This is a genomic window from Microcystis sp. M015S2 (genome assembly GCF_020245945.1).
In the GTDB taxonomy this organism is placed as follows: domain Bacteria; phylum Cyanobacteriota; class Cyanobacteriia; order Cyanobacteriales; family Microcystaceae; genus Microcystis.
Map to the genome: position 1 here is coordinate 1 of NZ_JADBTX010000141.1, position 14,895 is coordinate 14,895.

Here is a 14,895-nt window from a genome sequence, read left to right on the forward strand (position 1 = left end):
ATAAGTACCTAGGCAAAATTAATTACATACTCGCCTCCAAAATTGTCCAGCACTTTTTTAACGTAAGCGAGGAGGCTCTTTCGGTCTTTATAGGCGCTAAATTCAATCCATTCATATTTTAAAAATCTCCATAATATTTCAATTAAATTTAAATGAGGTGAATAAGTGGGCAACCAAAATATTTTCAAATTTTTCTTTTCCCATTCCTCAAGTTTCTCCATAAATGCCTCGCTGGTATGAATGGAAGCTTGGTCAATTATTATGACAGTTTTTTTCTGTATATTTTGGCAATATTTATCCAGAAAATTAATAACTATCTCGCTAGTAACCGTTCCGACCTGTGTCTCATAAAATAATTGATTATCTCGTTTCATTATTCCTAAAATATTTAGTCTTTTACCTTCAATTGGTGGTAACTTTATCGTGGTTTTTTCTTCTTGCCAAGCGTAAGGAATACAAGGCTTTGAATCCCATCCCATTTCATCCAAATATCCTATCTCAATCTCTCCTCTTTTTTCCTGTTTTTTTAGTTCTTCTAAAATAGGTAGTTTGACCTCAAGCTCCCACTCATCAGGGGTTTTGGCGACCCCTCTTCTCACCCTTTTCCACCTCATGTTGATTTTTTTTATGAGTCTTTTTATCGTGTCTTTGCTTACGGTTAATTTCCATTCTTCTACAATTTTTATCTGGATTTTTTTTAAGCTTTTCGGTTCTTCTTTTACCCAGTCAATAACTTGTTGACCTTGTGCTTCTGTCAATTTAGGTTTTCTCCCTCTTCCTCGACGATTATAAAAACCAATTAGTTTTCTATCTTCCCAGGCCGTCAACCAATTATAGATGGTCTTTCTCGTAACTCCAAATATTCCGCTCAATTCTTCTATCGTGGTTCCCTGAAAACTTAAGAGTATACATTTCGCTCGCTCTCTTACTTGATGATGTTTACTAGCTCGATAAATTCTCTCTAGCATTTTCTGGCTCTCGGGGTTTAGGTCTCTAATCAATCTCATTGTATTTTCCTGCTGCTTCGTTTTTTTATGTATTATACTTCTTAATTTTTTATTTGGGTAATTAATTTTGCATGACTACTTATTAGGCTTAATGGCTTTTTATAATAATTTTACCCCGCTCGCTTGGATATACCTTTCCCTGCACGGAACTTACGGTTTTATGTGGTTGATCAAAGATAGATTATATCCCGATCAACAATGGGAAAAAGAAATACCATTGTCTATGGGAATATTTACCTTTATCATTCTCGGTTTATATTGGGCCGCCCCTTTTATTATTATTAGCCAGAAGGTGACGGCTGCCGCCCCTCTAATATCTGTGGCCATAGCGGTCAATATTATCGGGGTATTTCTCCATTACGGTAGCGATGCCCAAAAGTATTTTACCCTTAAATATAGGGAAGGGTTAATCACGGAAGGTTTTTTTAGTCGTTGTCGTAATCCTAACTATTTGGGAGAGATTTTAATTTATCTCGGTTTTGCCCTGTTAGCCCAACATTGGCTGCCTTTTCTGGTTTTGGGGGGATTCATCACTGGGGTCTTCATCCCCAATATGCTTAAAAAAGACCACTCCCTCTCCCGCTATCCCGAATTCGACACTTACAAAGCGAACTCCGGATTGCTATTACCCAAACTGATTAAATCTAGTCTAAATGCTCGCCAATCCCCTCAGACCTAAGCGAAGAAGGTATTTCTCGTAAGGATGAAGTATAATACAATTTGCCATTGAGGAGATTGAATTGCAAGGTAAGCTATTAAGTTTTACATAGGGGATATTGACGAATAAAAGTGGGATAGTAGGATGGTAAGCGTTCAGGGGGTCTAAAGAAGAAGAAAGACAAACCCTTTCCATCAAGCCATAAAATTAGGCAACTTTCAGTAGATGGAAAAGTTTTTGTCCAATAGCGATCGCTAAATGATAGGGGCTAAAAAATTAGGGATTTTCTTAGTATTTATGTACTCAGGCAACGACTAATGATAAGTAAAAGTTATCTATATCTAGATTGACTAATCAAAGAAAAAATCGCTCAAAAAAAAACATAAAAATGTTAGAATAAAATCAATAAACTTCACCAATAAATTTGAAAATTGATTAACGAAACCCGCCAAATACTACTAATGGGACTTAAACAAATTTCAAGCCCAAACAAAGCCTAAACTGGCTTTGTAAGCGGCAAACACATCCCGATTCTCGGTCAGCCACTCAAAGAAACGGAAAGACATCGCTGTCCGAAAAGCTTCCAAGGCTTCCACAAAACTGTTTAAAGGTCGATTCGCCCACCGCCTTTGCAGTCCCCCAGTTAACTTATGCCACAGGATAAATGTATAGGCACAAAACACCAAGATAAAATGGCGAAGAGCCGCTTCGTTTATCCCTGACTTGGTATTCTCTTAACCCTAACCATCCTTTGGCTTCTCGGTAGAATACTTCCACCCAATTTCTTTCGGTGTAAGTCCTCACTATCCACGACGCTGTTACTGTATCCGCCTCGACTACATTGGTGATGAAATAGTCCACCTCTGTAGCTTTTTCAAGAGAACTTGCATTCATGACGATAGCAAAGTTCCTTTCTCCTTCTAGTTGAGATATTTTCGCTCTGAATACCGCTACCCAGACAGTTTTTTCTCGCTCTAGCTGAATAGTGATTTTCTCAAAATCCCCTTCTGGCAAGCTTTTTGCTAGTTGCTCAAGCTGGATTGTTTCTTCTCCACACCCTTCTTTTTCAATAATTACTTTTCGATTTTTTGCCACTCCTCCTAAGTATTTTAGCTTTCTTTCTTCTCGGGCTTTCAGAAAATTTGTGTTATTGCCATAGCCAGCATCAATTAACACAATTTTCGGTCGATAGCCTCTGGTTAAGCTCCGGTCAATTAAATCTATCGCTATCTCTGGTTTCTTCTGAAATTCTTTGTCTTCTTTCCCCTCCTTTAAAGAACTAGCCGGTTGATAAATTTCAATGTCTAGGGGTAAACTTTTTTTCCCGTCGTAGAGATGGGTAGTAACGGCGACTATTCCGTTATCTGTTTTGCCAATTTCTCCCAGGTACTGCCTCCCAACTCCGGCGGTCAGATTGCCACTTTTTCGATGTCCTGAGTCATCGACAATCAGGGAAAATCCTCGGGGTATTTGCGTCTGGCGGCATTGGTTCATCACTTGCAACCGACATTCATTTACCTGACGGTCTGACCAGGGAGATTCGGTCAAAAAGTGATGTAATCGGTTATAAATCACTCCGAAGGCATTATTGGCCATTTGAGTTAGATTTTTCCTTTCACTTTCCCCTAATAATCCTCCTAAATAGTGTCTGAACCCGTTTTTTTGCGCTTCGCTCTTGAAGCAATTGTCAAACCGCCGACACCATCGGTCAAAGCACGGGGGCATCGCGGCTGGGGTTGTCTCTTTCATCGCCGATTTCTCAACGTAAAGTGCTTACTCTGTAACGATTATACTCGATTTGATCTTTGTTGAGCGTTTAAGTCCCACTAACAGAATCAGAAACATTACAAACAACAATTGATTGTTTAATTCAACATATCCCTCTCGAAACTCAGGGTGGATTTAGTGCCTCAGACTTGTATCAAATATTAGTCAGGGCAGCCAGCAATTGTGACAGCATTGAAAACACATCTAAAATGCTTAAAAATGCTAGGTGTGGTCGAAATATTCGCCATCACTTAGACAAAATAAATGATTTTGATACCTTAGAGTCGCCAGTTAATCTAGCCTTACAAAGTCAGGTATTACCAAGAATCAAAAAAAGAAAGCTTAAATTAGCAATTGACCTAAATTTAATTCCTTATTATGGTGAACCATCTGATAGCGAAAAACCTTATATTTACCGAAGTCAGGCTAAACAGGGAACTTGCTCGTTTTATGCTTATGCGACCTTATATCTTATTAAAAAAGGAAAAAGATTAACTTTAGCTATCAGGGGGATTCGGAATACGGACACAACTGTCGCCATTATTACCTATTTATTAGCATTAAGCTCTTCTCTAAAGATAGATTTTAAAACTCTTTATTTAGACCGAGGCTTTTTTAGTATTGCTGTTATTCGTTGGTTACAAGCTTTAAAAATCCCTTTCATTATGCCAGCAATTATCCGAGGTAAAACAGGGGGAATTAAGCAATTTATTCAAGGAAATAAAAGTTATCAAACTACTTCCACTATGGGGAAAGACCAAAATAATTGTGTAACTTTTGATTTATGGATAGTTTGTCAATATAAAAAAGGCAAGAGAAACCAGCAGGGAATTCAATATTTTGCTTATGTCGTTTATTTACCATCTATTAAACTAGATTATATTCATACTGCCTATCGTCAGCGGTTTGGGATTGAGACTAGCTATAGAATTAAAAATATTTGTCGCCTTAAAACCACTAATAAAAAGCCAGTTATTCGTTTATTATTTATCGGAATTTCCTTTCTTCTTGTTAATATTTGGATTAATTTATTATGGCGAAAAGTTTGTTTTCCGAGACGGGGTGGACGCTTAATTTATCGAGAGTTATTTACTTTTCAACAAATGCTATCGTTTTTAAGGCAAGCCGTTGATAAAATCTATCAAGTTGTTGATACTATCTATTTGCCTTCTGGCTAATAGCAATAGTCTTTTTTCTTAGACATAAGTTTTCTTAATTAGTTTCTCTAAGTATTTTGTATCAGATGTTACTAAATACTCTGGTTATTCAAACTTTTCCATCTACTGACTTTCAAAAAGTCATCTTCATCAGAACAAGTAGTAACCGATGGAAGCAAAGAAGGAGCAGTAGTACCACTGCGAGCAGCCACAACAGCTTTCGTCATAAACTCCAAAACATTCCGTTTTTGTGACTTGAGGGTTGTCACGACAGTTAACATCCGAGCCACAAAATTACTACCTGCTTGAGTTTGAGAACCAAAGCTAGTACGTCTCCAGATCACCGCCGGACGAATCGCCCTTTCTGCTGCATTATTGGTGGGTTCGACACCAACAGTTGTCACAAACAACCACATCGCCGACTCAACTTTGAGCAGTTGACGACAAGTGCGAACTGTTTTGGCTAGAGGGGTTTTTTCCCTTGTCCCGATGGAATAGGAATCAGCCTCAGTTAAAGTTGCCTTGATTGATGAACGAATATCCTTGACCAATTGGGCAAAATCGCTACGACATAAAGTCCCATCACGGACTCGGTGCCAAAGTTCAAACAACTTCTCCTGTTGTTTAACCAGTGCCGTTCCCAATTCTGCCGAGACTCCAGGTCGTTCCGAAATTTTGATGAATTCTCGTTTCAAGTGAGCCCAACACAATTGCCGACGTTCTAAGTCCACCCAGTTGTAAGCACCATGACGGTCAGAGTTTAAAATTCCCCTGAAGTTCTCACCTAATAAATTCTTTGCCCCTTGAGTACAACGGGTGAGGGCAATTTCAAAAAATGTGACTAGGGGTGTGACTGCAACCCACAGCCAAGCTTTTCTCTGGCTCGGGTTAAAACCATCAATATTTCCTTGATTAAAGCTGGTTTCATCGGCTCCGACAATGTTTGCCCTTTGGATATAAAGTTTTGCTTCATCGACACAGCTTGCCACTGCATTACTCGCTTCAAGTCGCAGTCTGTTGACGGTTCCCAATGATATTGAAATTCCAAATACTTCTGCCATGGCACTTTGTACCATTCTTTGACTATTGCGATACACTCCACTTAGCAGTGCCACCAATGCTACTACTCTTACTCCGTAACCACTTGGGTTCACATCTTCTGGTAATGTTGCACGAGTCTTAGTGCCACATCCAGTACAGGTCAATTGATGCAAACGATGCTCAATGACTATAGGACTGATTGGTGGAATTTCTACTATCTGGTGGGCTCTTCTCGACTTTGTGTGATAATTTTTGCTTATGTAATCCTGAAGTGCTTATTTGGCAAGACTTTTAGGACTATTTTGCGGATATTCTATCAGTATAGACCTCGTTTCCACACAGAAACCAGAAGAGCCTCTGGTGACGATAGGGGTTTATGTCTTCTCCTGTGAGGGTAGCTCCACAATTGGCACATGCTTGTGGATGATGGTCTATTACTTCGCTACATTCTTCTATGGGGTATAAGTCTCGACTATTTCCTTTATGACCCGGTTGACCACCTCGTTTTTTACGGCTTTTCTGTATGGTCTGCTTTTTTCCTAATCCCGGTGGGTCACTCGATGGGGGTAATGAGGAATTTTTTGATGAAGAATTGATTTTTTCTAGTAACTGTTCCTGAACTGTCAGGACTTCCTTTAACCTCTGATCCTGTTGTTCTATTTGCAGCACCATCTCCTCCACCAATTTCCTGACACTGGTTGGGGTTTTTTCCCAATCTTCCAGGGAGAGCCGCTCCTTATGATTGACACACTTCTCTTCCATGTCACTTAGTTTATCAGATTTTGATGCCCTTTTTTGGCGATCGTTCTTCTACCCCCCTGAACGGTTACGTAGGATGGAAGGATGCGAGACTGGGAGCGGTAATATTTAGACGGAATCCATGAAAAAGAAATTTCATTTTTTGCCACCAATTTCAATTCATTCAGCTATCGCACGGCTGGCATTGCCACTGACGATAGCCAGTGCCACCTTTTACTTTAGTTATCCCGCCCGCGCACAGTCCCCTGCGGGGGATTTACGAACAGATAATGTTTACGGTCAGTTCAGTCACTGTATCGTCAACGAATACGGTGAGGGTTCAAATTCTCCAAGGGAGCAGGCGAAATGCCGGGGACTTTTAATCGAATCCAACAGAAAGGTTCCAGAACTGCATGATATTAAAAACGGCTTTACCTATTTTTTTTATGCCACGATCAGAGAACAAGATTTCGTGATCAGCTATGCCACCGACCATCAAAATAACGTCAAATATATCGTCATCAGCGGCGATAATTTCAGCTTTGGTGGACTGGCTACTGGTAACTGCGAAGAATATTTACGCGATAGCGATAACCATATCATAGTTTGTAGTGGCAAAATTATCGAAGATCAGCTTGGCAATGGTGCATCTAACAATTTAGTTTACGCGGCGGCTATCAATCTGGCAGAGACAAATGAGGGTTTGACCACATCTCAACAATCCTTAGCGGCACAATGCACTGGGGCGGCGATCGGCTCTCTACTGGGTTTGGCGATTACGGGTAATGCCAGAGCGGCCGCTAACGCCATTCCCGCCCAGTGTCGGCAAAATTCCCCTTCCCCTCAATATCAAACTCCTACTAACAGAAATGCCATCCCCAACACCTATCTAAATCCTAATCGCAGATGGTTACAGGATTCGATGCGAGATACGGATATGCGTTTTATCCCCTATGGTGATGGTTGGCGTGATATTCAGAGGAATCCGAGCGGTTTTTAATAATCCGCTAGAAAGAACCTTGCTCCTCTAAAATTTTGCCAAAAATCGTCTTCAACTTTTCTTTTGCTCTCTGTCCTCGTTTACGCATCGCCGCACAATTGACCCCGCCGCACTGACCCGTAATTTCCCCCCAGCTAAGTTCTTGCAGATAAAAAAGTTCTATCAAACGAAAGTCTTCTAGGTGATCTACCTTTAATATATTTAAAGCCTCATTCAGGGGTTTTTCGTATTTGTCCAATAGGAGTTCCCCATCTGAAAGACGGGACTTTTCAACCAGAAGAGGGGGAAGTAAACGAAGCTTGATTTCTGTTTTGACGTGCTTAACGATAACGGACTTGGCCACGGCTTTACAATAGGGGAGAGGAGAATCGATCGTCCCCCCCCCCAGTATGTGTCGCTGAATGCGCCATAATACCTCGTTATAGATATCGTCGGCTTCGTATCTGTGTGTGAGGCAATAATGACGCAAAAGATGATTAATATGAGCGATCATCCGACGATCAATGTCATCGTCTGGACGGTGTTGCCGGCAGATGTCGTACAGCCGATAGCGGCTCGTAACGACAAATAGGTATATTGCGGGAGAGAGAGTGATACTATCGCTCATATTCGATAATCCTAAATTAAGTTCGAGACAGAGTATTCATGCGGTATTCCGACATATCCTTCAACATCACCAAGCAACCCCCCTTACTGTCCTTTTTATCGCTCTCCTCGGATAAAGGCCGATTCCAGTGATCGTCCCGAAACCAGCGATCATCCCGAAACCCGACACCTTCATCTTGAAAGTTATCCACGGTGGCATCTCTCAAACGAATGTGAATCGTTTTTAGATTACTAGAGATCGTGTTTGCGATTTTGTGACATTGGTGGCGATCAATCGTGATAATATCGCCGGCGGTAAAGTATTGTGGGACGGGGGTGGCCGCCGCTGGATCGACGGCAGATTCCCACAGCCAATGTGTTAAGCGTCCTTCGAGGACGAGAATGGCATCCAGATCGTAACCGTGATGATGGATGTCCGTAGATTGACCGGGAAGCCAACCGATCGCATAAACGGTTAACGACTCGCTTTTCGCGATCAGATTTCTCAAAAATTTTTGGGGATTGAAAATTATATAGTCCGATTCGCTAAAGTATTGTTTGATATCGAAGATATGTCGGCAGAAACTTTTGACGATTTCGCTAAACTCGCTAAACTTTAAAGGTTCGCAAGGGTGAAGATTTAAATCGATAACCAGCTTTTGAATTGCTAAAATTTCTTGAATTACCTTTTCTTCGGGTACTTTTCCCCGCTCTAATTGCCATTCGATCAATTCATCAACTCGATGCACCCAATCGAATAGCTCAGGATTGGAAAAAGACTTTTGGATAATATCCAGAACTTGCATCTCCTTTTCTTGATCAAAATCATCGTTTACTCGGCAAGAAGAGTACCTATAGACGATTTCGAGAATATCTTCTCGTTCGGGTCTGGGGCTAGACCCCCGATAAAATTTTCCGTTGGTTGAGGCCATATTACATACAGAAGTTTACGACACAGTGCGCGTTCTCGTCGCGTTGACAAGATTTAGAGTACCGTCCCGACGGATTGTGACGGACGGACGGCAATTTTTTCGGGGACAAAAGGATGGCGGTTCCGTCCCCGCTATTTCTCGATCGCCCGTTCAATCTATCAATCCCTCACAGGAAAGGCGATCACTCAATACCATCATGGCCATATCGGCAATATAGATATCAACATAACTATTGCGGTAAGCCTCGAATTTCAGTCGCTGACCAGCCGCAAGCGTTCGTTCGAGCCATTGCCCTTCTTCTATGACCCTGATAATTTGAAAGCGATCGCTCTCATTATGATAGGTGCATTGAACTTTGGAAGATACGGCAAGGGGGAAAAATCGAATCATAGTTAATTCCTCCACAAATCTATACATCTAATTAGGGTTTGCGGCAAAAAGTTTTTCGTGGGGGTAGGGTGTAGGGTGTAGGGTTTTACCGATTTTCAGGTGGTCAATTACCTAATTTTCAGGGAAAAAGTCCCGGAAATTTCCCCCCAATCACTCCCATGGTCGGCACTTTTTGAGGGAAAAAAAGTCTAAAAACCTTGTTGGATAAGGTTTTTAGATTTATTCAGCAGACCCTAATTAGGGCAAAAATTGTGAATTTGTGAGCGATCGAGATTTCCTTAATCGACAAATCTTGATAAGACCTCACTTTCCGTATCCGCAGGGCAAAGTTGCCGATTTAATCCCGTCAGGGTCTGACGAATATATCTCAGTTGATCAGGATCACTCTCGACACGATCGAAGTGTCGAACCTTCTGATTGAGAACTTCGATTTCTCGCTCTATCCACCAAGTTTCTTGTTTCATTGTCCCGTCCTAACGCGTGTATTAAATAGAGTAATTATTTCCCTTTTGTGACAGTCCGCTGAAAATTTTATCTTGAATGTCGTGAAGACCGTTCGGCTGACCTCACGGCCGAAGCCCTCGCTTGAGCGCGACGGGAGTGTCAACTAAAGTTTTCGACAACTAGACGTATTGGTGGGTCAGCTATATGATTGAAATCAGAGTTTCTCTATACCGATCGAAAAAGTAATTGATTGTATTTTGGTAACTAAACTAACTTTGAAAAGCCAAGGGTAAGACGAATGCCATTTCAGAACAACTATGCAAATCTGGTGACAGAAAAACCTCAAGCTCACACCCGCTTGATCCGAGATTATGACGGCAACAATAAAGATTTTGACTTCATTATCATCGGTTCCGGAATAGGAGGTGGCATCTTAGCGGATGACCTAGCCGATCGATTGGGGCAAAGTCATCGCATTTTGGTCTTAGATGCTGGCTCCTTCATCTATCCAACCCATGTCTATAATATCAGTCGCATCCCTAACGGTTCGGTAGCCCCCCACTTTGGCGTAGATAATTTCAAGCAGTCACCTAGCGGTTCCCATTTTATCGGCTCTAAACCCCAATTATGTTTTGGCGGGCGTTCTATTTTTTGGTCGGGACTGATTCCACAAGCTCAAAGTTGGGAGATGGAGTTTTTCCCGGATAATGTACGTCAAGACTTGGAATCGAGATATTTCCGATTGGCTAATGACAGGATGAATCTATCGTCATCGCTGGGGGATAAAGCAAAAAAGTTGGTGAGCTATTTTCAATCCAGTTCTCTTAATTCAGATTTTGAAATAAAACAGACACCTCGTGCTGTCCATCAACCCTATCTCGATCCCGACGGCACACCACGAAATCAATTCTTTGCAGAACCCACGGGAGTGTTCAACACCGCCGAACTGCTGATCAACCAAGTTGGACTGACCCCAGGTGTCGATCAAAACGGGAAGGGTCTATTTATCAAACTGAATAGTTTCGTAGAAGCGGTTCAGAACGTCCCTTTTGACTGGTATGAAGTTAAAACCACTAACACGATTACGGGAGAGCAGATCAGTTTTTATTCTCCCAAGGTAATCATCGCCGCAGGTTCTACGGAAAGCCCGAAACTGATCCATCGTTCTACCGTCTATCAAAATCTACCCGATAAAATTCGCCAACAAGTGGGTTTTGGCTTAACCGACCATCCCGTGACAGGAGAATCCCAAGCCTATGTGTCGTCTCTGGGAAGAAACCCTTCACTAATTCCCCTCAGTCGTCAAGACCACGCTAAAATTATCTTCTACTCGCGGGGAAATCGAGATGCTAACGGTCAAGTGATCTACCCCTTCAATATAGAAATGAATGTTAATCATGAATATTGGCATCTGAGAAACAACGATCCTTCTGCCGAACCCGTGGTTGACGATACTAGCAGAACCCGTGTTGACATCAAGTTTAGCTTTGGAAACTGTCTCGATGATGAGAATGGCATTTTCTCCCACGCTAACGATAACTATACGCCCGAAATCCGCTTCAAACGTTTTTCAAATCTAGATGATTTGTTGGGTTCTCGTTTCCCGTCCCTTGCAGGCTGGAATAAAAGCAAAAATGAGTTTTTCGCTCTACTTAATCAAACAAGAAATCGCATTTTTGCCGAGTTCAACGACGTGAACTTCATCACAGCAGAATATGGCGAGGGCGACGGTAAACAATGGCCTTTTGGGTGGGGTACTGTTCACCACGCCTGCGGCACTTTGCGGATGCCCTGGAAAGCTAACCGTAATGCCAATTTCAATAACGATTCGGTTGTCGATGAAGACCTGAAAGTTCGAGGCACTGCGGGACTATACGTTTGCGATATGTCCGTTATGCCCATCAGCACCGCCGCTAACCCCGTACTGGCTCTGGCAGGATTGGCTTTAAGACTTTCTGATCATTTGGGTTAAAAGAATCAACCGCTCTGAAAGTTATTTCCTGACCGATCGCCGCTCTATCCGGAATCATACCAACTAAGGGACTACCGGCAAAACTTAAATTTGCGGGTTTCGCGGGCGGGCAGGGCTAAATTTGCCAAAAGCAAGCTTGCCAAACTTGAATATATCAACACCGAGTTATAGGATTTAAGGGCATCAGCACGCATAGCTTCCGGCGAACTGCTCTAACCCGAATGCACGCGGCGGGTGTACCACTGCGAACCATCCAGAAAATCTCTGGACACTCAAGCTTAGGCGCTTTAGCTTTCTATCTGGAAGTTACTGATGAGAATATCCGGGATGCTGTGGGATTTATTTAGCGATCGCTATTGGGGGATAGTTGTGCATGGCGCGTTCCCCAAAATCGATCGGCGGAGCAGTGGAAGCCAGGTTAGGGAACGCACCAGACAAGATCGGCGATCGCACTACAGTTGCATAACGGAATAATTTGATCGCATCTCCATCAATTAAATAAACCACGATCGCCGGCCTAAACTATATCATCTAATCTGTCTGAGGTTTTCTTAGATAAGCAGCTAGTTCTTCAGAAATTACGAAACGAGGAGCATCATTATAGGTGATTTCATAAACTAACGCCTGAATAATATTTGAGAGTGAATTCATTGGTATCTTCCCGATACATTACACCCTTATTCATAATGATAAACTCACGAGCAAATGGATAGTTTTGCAGATCATTTCTAATATCTGCTAGAAGTTCGGGAATTAGACTCTCAATATTTAGAAATACACTTTCCGAGGGCTGTGATAGTAGAAAGCTCGGTTTAGCAATATTTTTGCGCGGAACTGCGAGTTTCAAAAGAGCTTTGTTAATTGATTCAAGTGCTGTTACTATTTTTGCTGAAGCGTCATTTTTAAGTGTAAAAGGTGCAGAAGTGTTGAATCCTGCAATAAAACTTTACAATGTTTGGGTTTCACCCAGGTAAAATCCCTTGTTTATTGAGAATAGAGTCATTAACTGCTCAAATTTTGTATCATCAATGCCAACGCACAACTTGGACAATATCCTCAAAATCTTAACATTCAACACTTCTGTAAAAGGTGGTACTGAACCAGAAATTCCTAATCTAGTATTATAATTATAAGAGTTGCCAGAAAGATCCTTATACTCTACTTCAAGTAGTACATCTTCTCCAAAAAGCTTATTTGCTTGAGAGTAAGTCGACACGTCAAAAAAGAATGGATTATCTTGATCAATAACAGATATTTGGAGGGGAAATAAATTTCCCAAATTAATCATCATTTTCGGCAAGGGCAAAATATTAACCTTGACTTCAATTGCTGGGGCATCTGTAAGTGAAATAATTCCAAGTTGAATAGCCTGCTCGTTTTCTGGTTTAAGTCTAAATAAGTGTGTTAAACGTGGTTTGGAGAAATGTCTTTTAGCCCAAATTGCATCAACAATAAAATGCTTGGCTTTGACTGTATGAGCACCTGCTCGAATGTAATAGCAATTATCATGAGCCATGTGTGGACCAGCGTGGCTCTCATAAACGGCAACAAGCAAAACAGCCGAATCGGACTGAATGACTCCTCGTCCTACTGAATCAGATATTATTTTAATCTCATATTTAGGAACTGGTTCTACTTGATTAACAATCTGATCAGCCCAGTCGCGTAAATCTTGTCTTCCAACTTTTAGAGGCAGGCCATTATCAGCATTACCATCAGAGTCCACACCAGCAATAAAACACCCACCTCCAGAATTTGCAAAGGCAGATACCGCACAGCTTAGTTTCTTCTTGAGTTCTTCCAGAAAAGTGCGACTTGATTTGAATTCAAAGTTATCATCCTCTGCGGATGGAAGCTGAGTGAGATCAAAATTTCCCAGGTTAATTTTCATAAGATGTGAAAAGGCGGATAAGCAGTGTAAAAAATGTTTGGCTTCTTATCAATCAAATTATACTATTGGCGAATGTAAACTCGCTCCCCTTACGACAAAACTCTGCATTGAAAAACCAATTGCTTTAGCTTTGTGATCTAACTACATATTATAGGTCAACTTTTTGTGTAAAACTCTCTAGAGTAACGATATAGGTCAACTTTCTGCATATCACTCCATTTAGGTGCAATCGCCAGAAATTTTCTCTATATCACGCCCAAAAGCTTGTTAGCCAGATTAGCATATTGCCAAAAACCTTGTTTAACTAAATTCCTGACAATTAGCCTCATTCTAGTGATGAGTCCTCTGTCTGACCCCACCCCTTGACAAAAATTTATAATTATTCGACCTTTAGCGATCGCTATTGGGGTTGCTCTTTTTCGAGAGCTTGATATCTGGCTTCACAAGGATGGCCACGACGAGATCGAGAAAACAGGAAGGAGTACCAGATTCCGAACTAACTACCAGCTACGGCATCCGGAGCCATTCCAATATCTAGGGACTACCGGCAAATCGATCGCGCCGTCCTTCAGACCGCGCCGCCATTCCAAAATCTAGGGACTACCGACAAAATCTATTGGCACACTAACCAGCCGAGCGGCGAACTTGGATTAAGGGACACAGCTAAAAATTGTCCTCGCCGCTCCGCTTGCCTTATCCTGAAGCTGCAGATAAAAAAGCCAGATATTGATTATTAGTAAATACTTGCCAAATACAACACAATCATAGTATTCACTCAATCATTCAAATCACAGCTTAGACTTATCATAGGAATCTTCCAGACTCTGTGCGATAAGCTTAACCTACAATATAATCGATCGATCTTTGCACCCTTTGCATCTTTGTGGCTCCTTCCCATAATCGAACACCTAAAAACCCAAGAGACCAGCCAATAGCTGCGTCCCTCAAGTCTTATCTATCTAGGCGTTGCTGATTTGAGATATGAATCTTCTTTTGTGGGATTTTTAAAACCTAGACCCAAACTAACTTTTGGATAGGTGCAAGGTTGTCATTCATACCTTGATTCAGCAACGCCTCTTATCTATCTATTCTACTCGATTCCTTCGATACTGTCCTCCACTTCTTGATAAAGTTCCTGTAAGCGGTCTAAATTCTCTTGAGAAGTTTCCCAATAACCGCGACCATTAACTTCTAACAGGGTTCCCACCATCTTGCGGAAAGAATTAGGATTGAGATTCATTAGACGCTGACACATTTCCTCATCTTGAATAAAAGTGGTGTTCACATCTTCATAAACCCAATTATCCACCGCA

At 41.6% G+C, this 14,895-nt stretch carries 15 protein-coding genes and 1 pseudogene; 5 read left to right on the top strand and 11 right to left on the bottom strand.

Annotated elements, in window-relative coordinates; all coding sequences use genetic code 11:
* Positions 1–8: 8 nt before the first annotated feature.
* Positions 9–1,007, bottom strand: coding sequence for an IS630-like element ISMae24 family transposase (locus IM473_RS22100; RefSeq protein WP_052275630.1), 999 nt, complete (start codon positions 1,005–1,007; stop codon positions 9–11).
* Positions 1,008–1,098: 91 nt separating this feature from the next.
* On the opposite strand from IM473_RS22100, the gene IM473_RS22105 reads away from it, so the two are divergent.
* Positions 1,099–1,686, top strand: a complete 588-nt coding sequence (locus tag IM473_RS22105; RefSeq protein ID WP_287659391.1) for a methyltransferase family protein — start codon at positions 1,099–1,101, stop codon at positions 1,684–1,686.
* Positions 1,687–2,144: 458 nt separating this feature from the next.
* On the opposite strand, the pseudogene IM473_RS22110 reads toward IM473_RS22105, so the two are convergent.
* Positions 2,145–3,414, bottom strand: a pseudogene (locus IM473_RS22110) (IS701 family transposase).
* A gap of 227 nt (positions 3,415–3,641) precedes the next feature.
* Here IM473_RS22110 and IM473_RS22115 point away from each other — a divergent pair.
* The gene (locus IM473_RS22115; protein WP_287659380.1) at positions 3,642–4,610 is read left to right on the top strand and encodes a transposase; all 969 of its coding nucleotides are present in this window, start codon (positions 3,642–3,644) and stop codon (positions 4,608–4,610) included.
* A 71-nt stretch (positions 4,611–4,681) separates the two neighbouring features.
* Here IM473_RS22115 and tnpC read toward each other — a convergent pair whose 3' ends face one another.
* The gene (gene tnpC / locus IM473_RS22120) at positions 4,682–5,890 is read right to left on the bottom strand and encodes an IS66 family transposase (protein WP_353738162.1); all 1,209 of its coding nucleotides are present in this window, start codon (positions 5,888–5,890) and stop codon (positions 4,682–4,684) included.
* A gap of 37 nt (positions 5,891–5,927) precedes the next feature.
* Positions 5,928–6,392, bottom strand: coding sequence for a DUF6444 domain-containing protein (locus IM473_RS22125; RefSeq protein ID WP_287659381.1), 465 nt, complete (start codon positions 6,390–6,392; stop codon positions 5,928–5,930).
* 118 nt (positions 6,393–6,510) lie between these two features.
* Between IM473_RS22125 and IM473_RS22130 the strand changes: the two genes are divergently transcribed.
* Positions 6,511–7,368 (top strand): hypothetical protein, encoded by an 858-nt coding sequence (locus IM473_RS22130; RefSeq protein ID WP_287659382.1) that lies wholly within the window; start codon positions 6,511–6,513, stop codon positions 7,366–7,368.
* Between the two features lie 7 nt (positions 7,369–7,375).
* Here IM473_RS22130 and IM473_RS22135 read toward each other — a convergent pair whose 3' ends face one another.
* From IM473_RS22135 to IM473_RS22150, 4 genes are all read right to left on the bottom strand, one after another.
* Complete coding sequence (locus tag IM473_RS22135) at positions 7,376–7,975, bottom strand: sigma-70 RNA polymerase sigma factor region 4 domain-containing protein (protein ID WP_287659383.1); 600 nt, start codon at positions 7,973–7,975, stop codon at positions 7,376–7,378.
* A 16-nt stretch (positions 7,976–7,991) separates the two neighbouring features.
* A complete protein-coding gene (locus IM473_RS22140; protein ID WP_287659384.1) occupies positions 7,992–8,759 on the bottom strand; it encodes a cupin domain-containing protein in 768 nt (255 codons plus the stop codon).
* Positions 8,760–9,035: 276 nt separating this feature from the next.
* On the bottom strand, positions 9,036–9,275 hold the full coding sequence (locus IM473_RS22145; RefSeq protein ID WP_287659385.1) for a DUF1830 domain-containing protein: 240 nt from the start codon (positions 9,273–9,275) through the stop codon (positions 9,036–9,038).
* 278 nt (positions 9,276–9,553) lie between these two features.
* Positions 9,554–9,739 carry a hypothetical protein gene (locus tag IM473_RS22150; protein WP_287659386.1) on the bottom strand — a complete coding sequence of 62 codons (186 nt, stop codon included), beginning with the start codon at positions 9,737–9,739 and terminating at the stop codon, positions 9,554–9,556.
* A gap of 278 nt (positions 9,740–10,017) precedes the next feature.
* Here IM473_RS22150 and IM473_RS22155 point away from each other — a divergent pair, with 278 nt between their 5' ends.
* A complete protein-coding gene (locus tag IM473_RS22155; RefSeq protein WP_287659387.1) occupies positions 10,018–11,691 on the top strand; it encodes a GMC oxidoreductase in 1,674 nt (557 codons plus the stop codon).
* A gap of 182 nt (positions 11,692–11,873) precedes the next feature.
* Positions 11,874–12,038: a tyrosine-type recombinase/integrase gene (locus IM473_RS22160; RefSeq protein WP_287659393.1), complete on the top strand. Its 165-nt coding sequence runs from the start codon at positions 11,874–11,876 to the stop codon at positions 12,036–12,038.
* On the opposite strand, the gene IM473_RS22165 is transcribed toward IM473_RS22160, so the two are convergent.
* The 3 genes from IM473_RS22165 to IM473_RS22175 all read right to left on the bottom strand — a co-directional run.
* Positions 12,031–12,198, bottom strand: a complete 168-nt coding sequence (locus IM473_RS22165) for a hypothetical protein (protein WP_287659388.1) — start codon at positions 12,196–12,198, stop codon at positions 12,031–12,033. The genes IM473_RS22160 and IM473_RS22165 overlap by 8 nt on opposite strands.
* 439 nt (positions 12,199–12,637) lie before the next feature.
* Entirely contained in the window at positions 12,638–13,582 is a 945-nt protein-coding gene (locus tag IM473_RS22170; protein WP_287659389.1) for an AlbA family DNA-binding domain-containing protein, read from the bottom strand.
* Positions 13,583–14,672: 1,090 nt separating this feature from the next.
* A partial coding sequence (locus tag IM473_RS22175; protein WP_287659390.1) for a cobaltochelatase subunit CobN occupies positions 14,673–14,895 on the bottom strand: 223 nt, incomplete at its 5' end.

Excerpts from the sequence above, each read along its gene's own strand:
- IM473_RS22150 (WP_287659386.1), bottom strand. The coding sequence starts at position 9,739 with ATGAAACAAGAAACTTGGTGGATAGAGCGAGAAATCGAAGTTCTCAAT.
- IM473_RS22145 (WP_287659385.1), bottom strand. The coding sequence starts at position 9,275 with ATGATTCGATTTTTCCCCCTTGCCGTATCTTCCAAAGTTCAATGCACC.
- IM473_RS22100 (WP_052275630.1), bottom strand. The coding sequence starts at position 1,007 with ATGAGATTGATTAGAGACCTAAACCCCGAGAGCCAGAAAATGCTAGAG.
- IM473_RS22125 (WP_287659381.1), bottom strand. The coding sequence starts at position 6,392 with ATGGAAGAGAAGTGTGTCAATCATAAGGAGCGGCTCTCCCTGGAAGAT.
- IM473_RS22115 (WP_287659380.1), top strand. The coding sequence starts at position 3,642 with ATGCTTAAAAATGCTAGGTGTGGTCGAAATATTCGCCATCACTTAGAC.
- IM473_RS22135 (WP_287659383.1), bottom strand. The coding sequence starts at position 7,975 with ATGAGCGATAGTATCACTCTCTCTCCCGCAATATACCTATTTGTCGTT.
- IM473_RS22130 (WP_287659382.1), top strand. The coding sequence starts at position 6,511 with ATGAAAAAGAAATTTCATTTTTTGCCACCAATTTCAATTCATTCAGCT.
- IM473_RS22155 (WP_287659387.1), top strand. The coding sequence starts at position 10,018 with ATGCCATTTCAGAACAACTATGCAAATCTGGTGACAGAAAAACCTCAA.
- IM473_RS22105 (WP_287659391.1), top strand. The coding sequence starts at position 1,099 with ATGGCTTTTTATAATAATTTTACCCCGCTCGCTTGGATATACCTTTCC.
- IM473_RS22170 (WP_287659389.1), bottom strand. The coding sequence starts at position 13,582 with ATGAAAATTAACCTGGGAAATTTTGATCTCACTCAGCTTCCATCCGCA.
- IM473_RS22140 (WP_287659384.1), bottom strand. The coding sequence starts at position 8,759 with ATGCAAGTTCTGGATATTATCCAAAAGTCTTTTTCCAATCCTGAGCTA.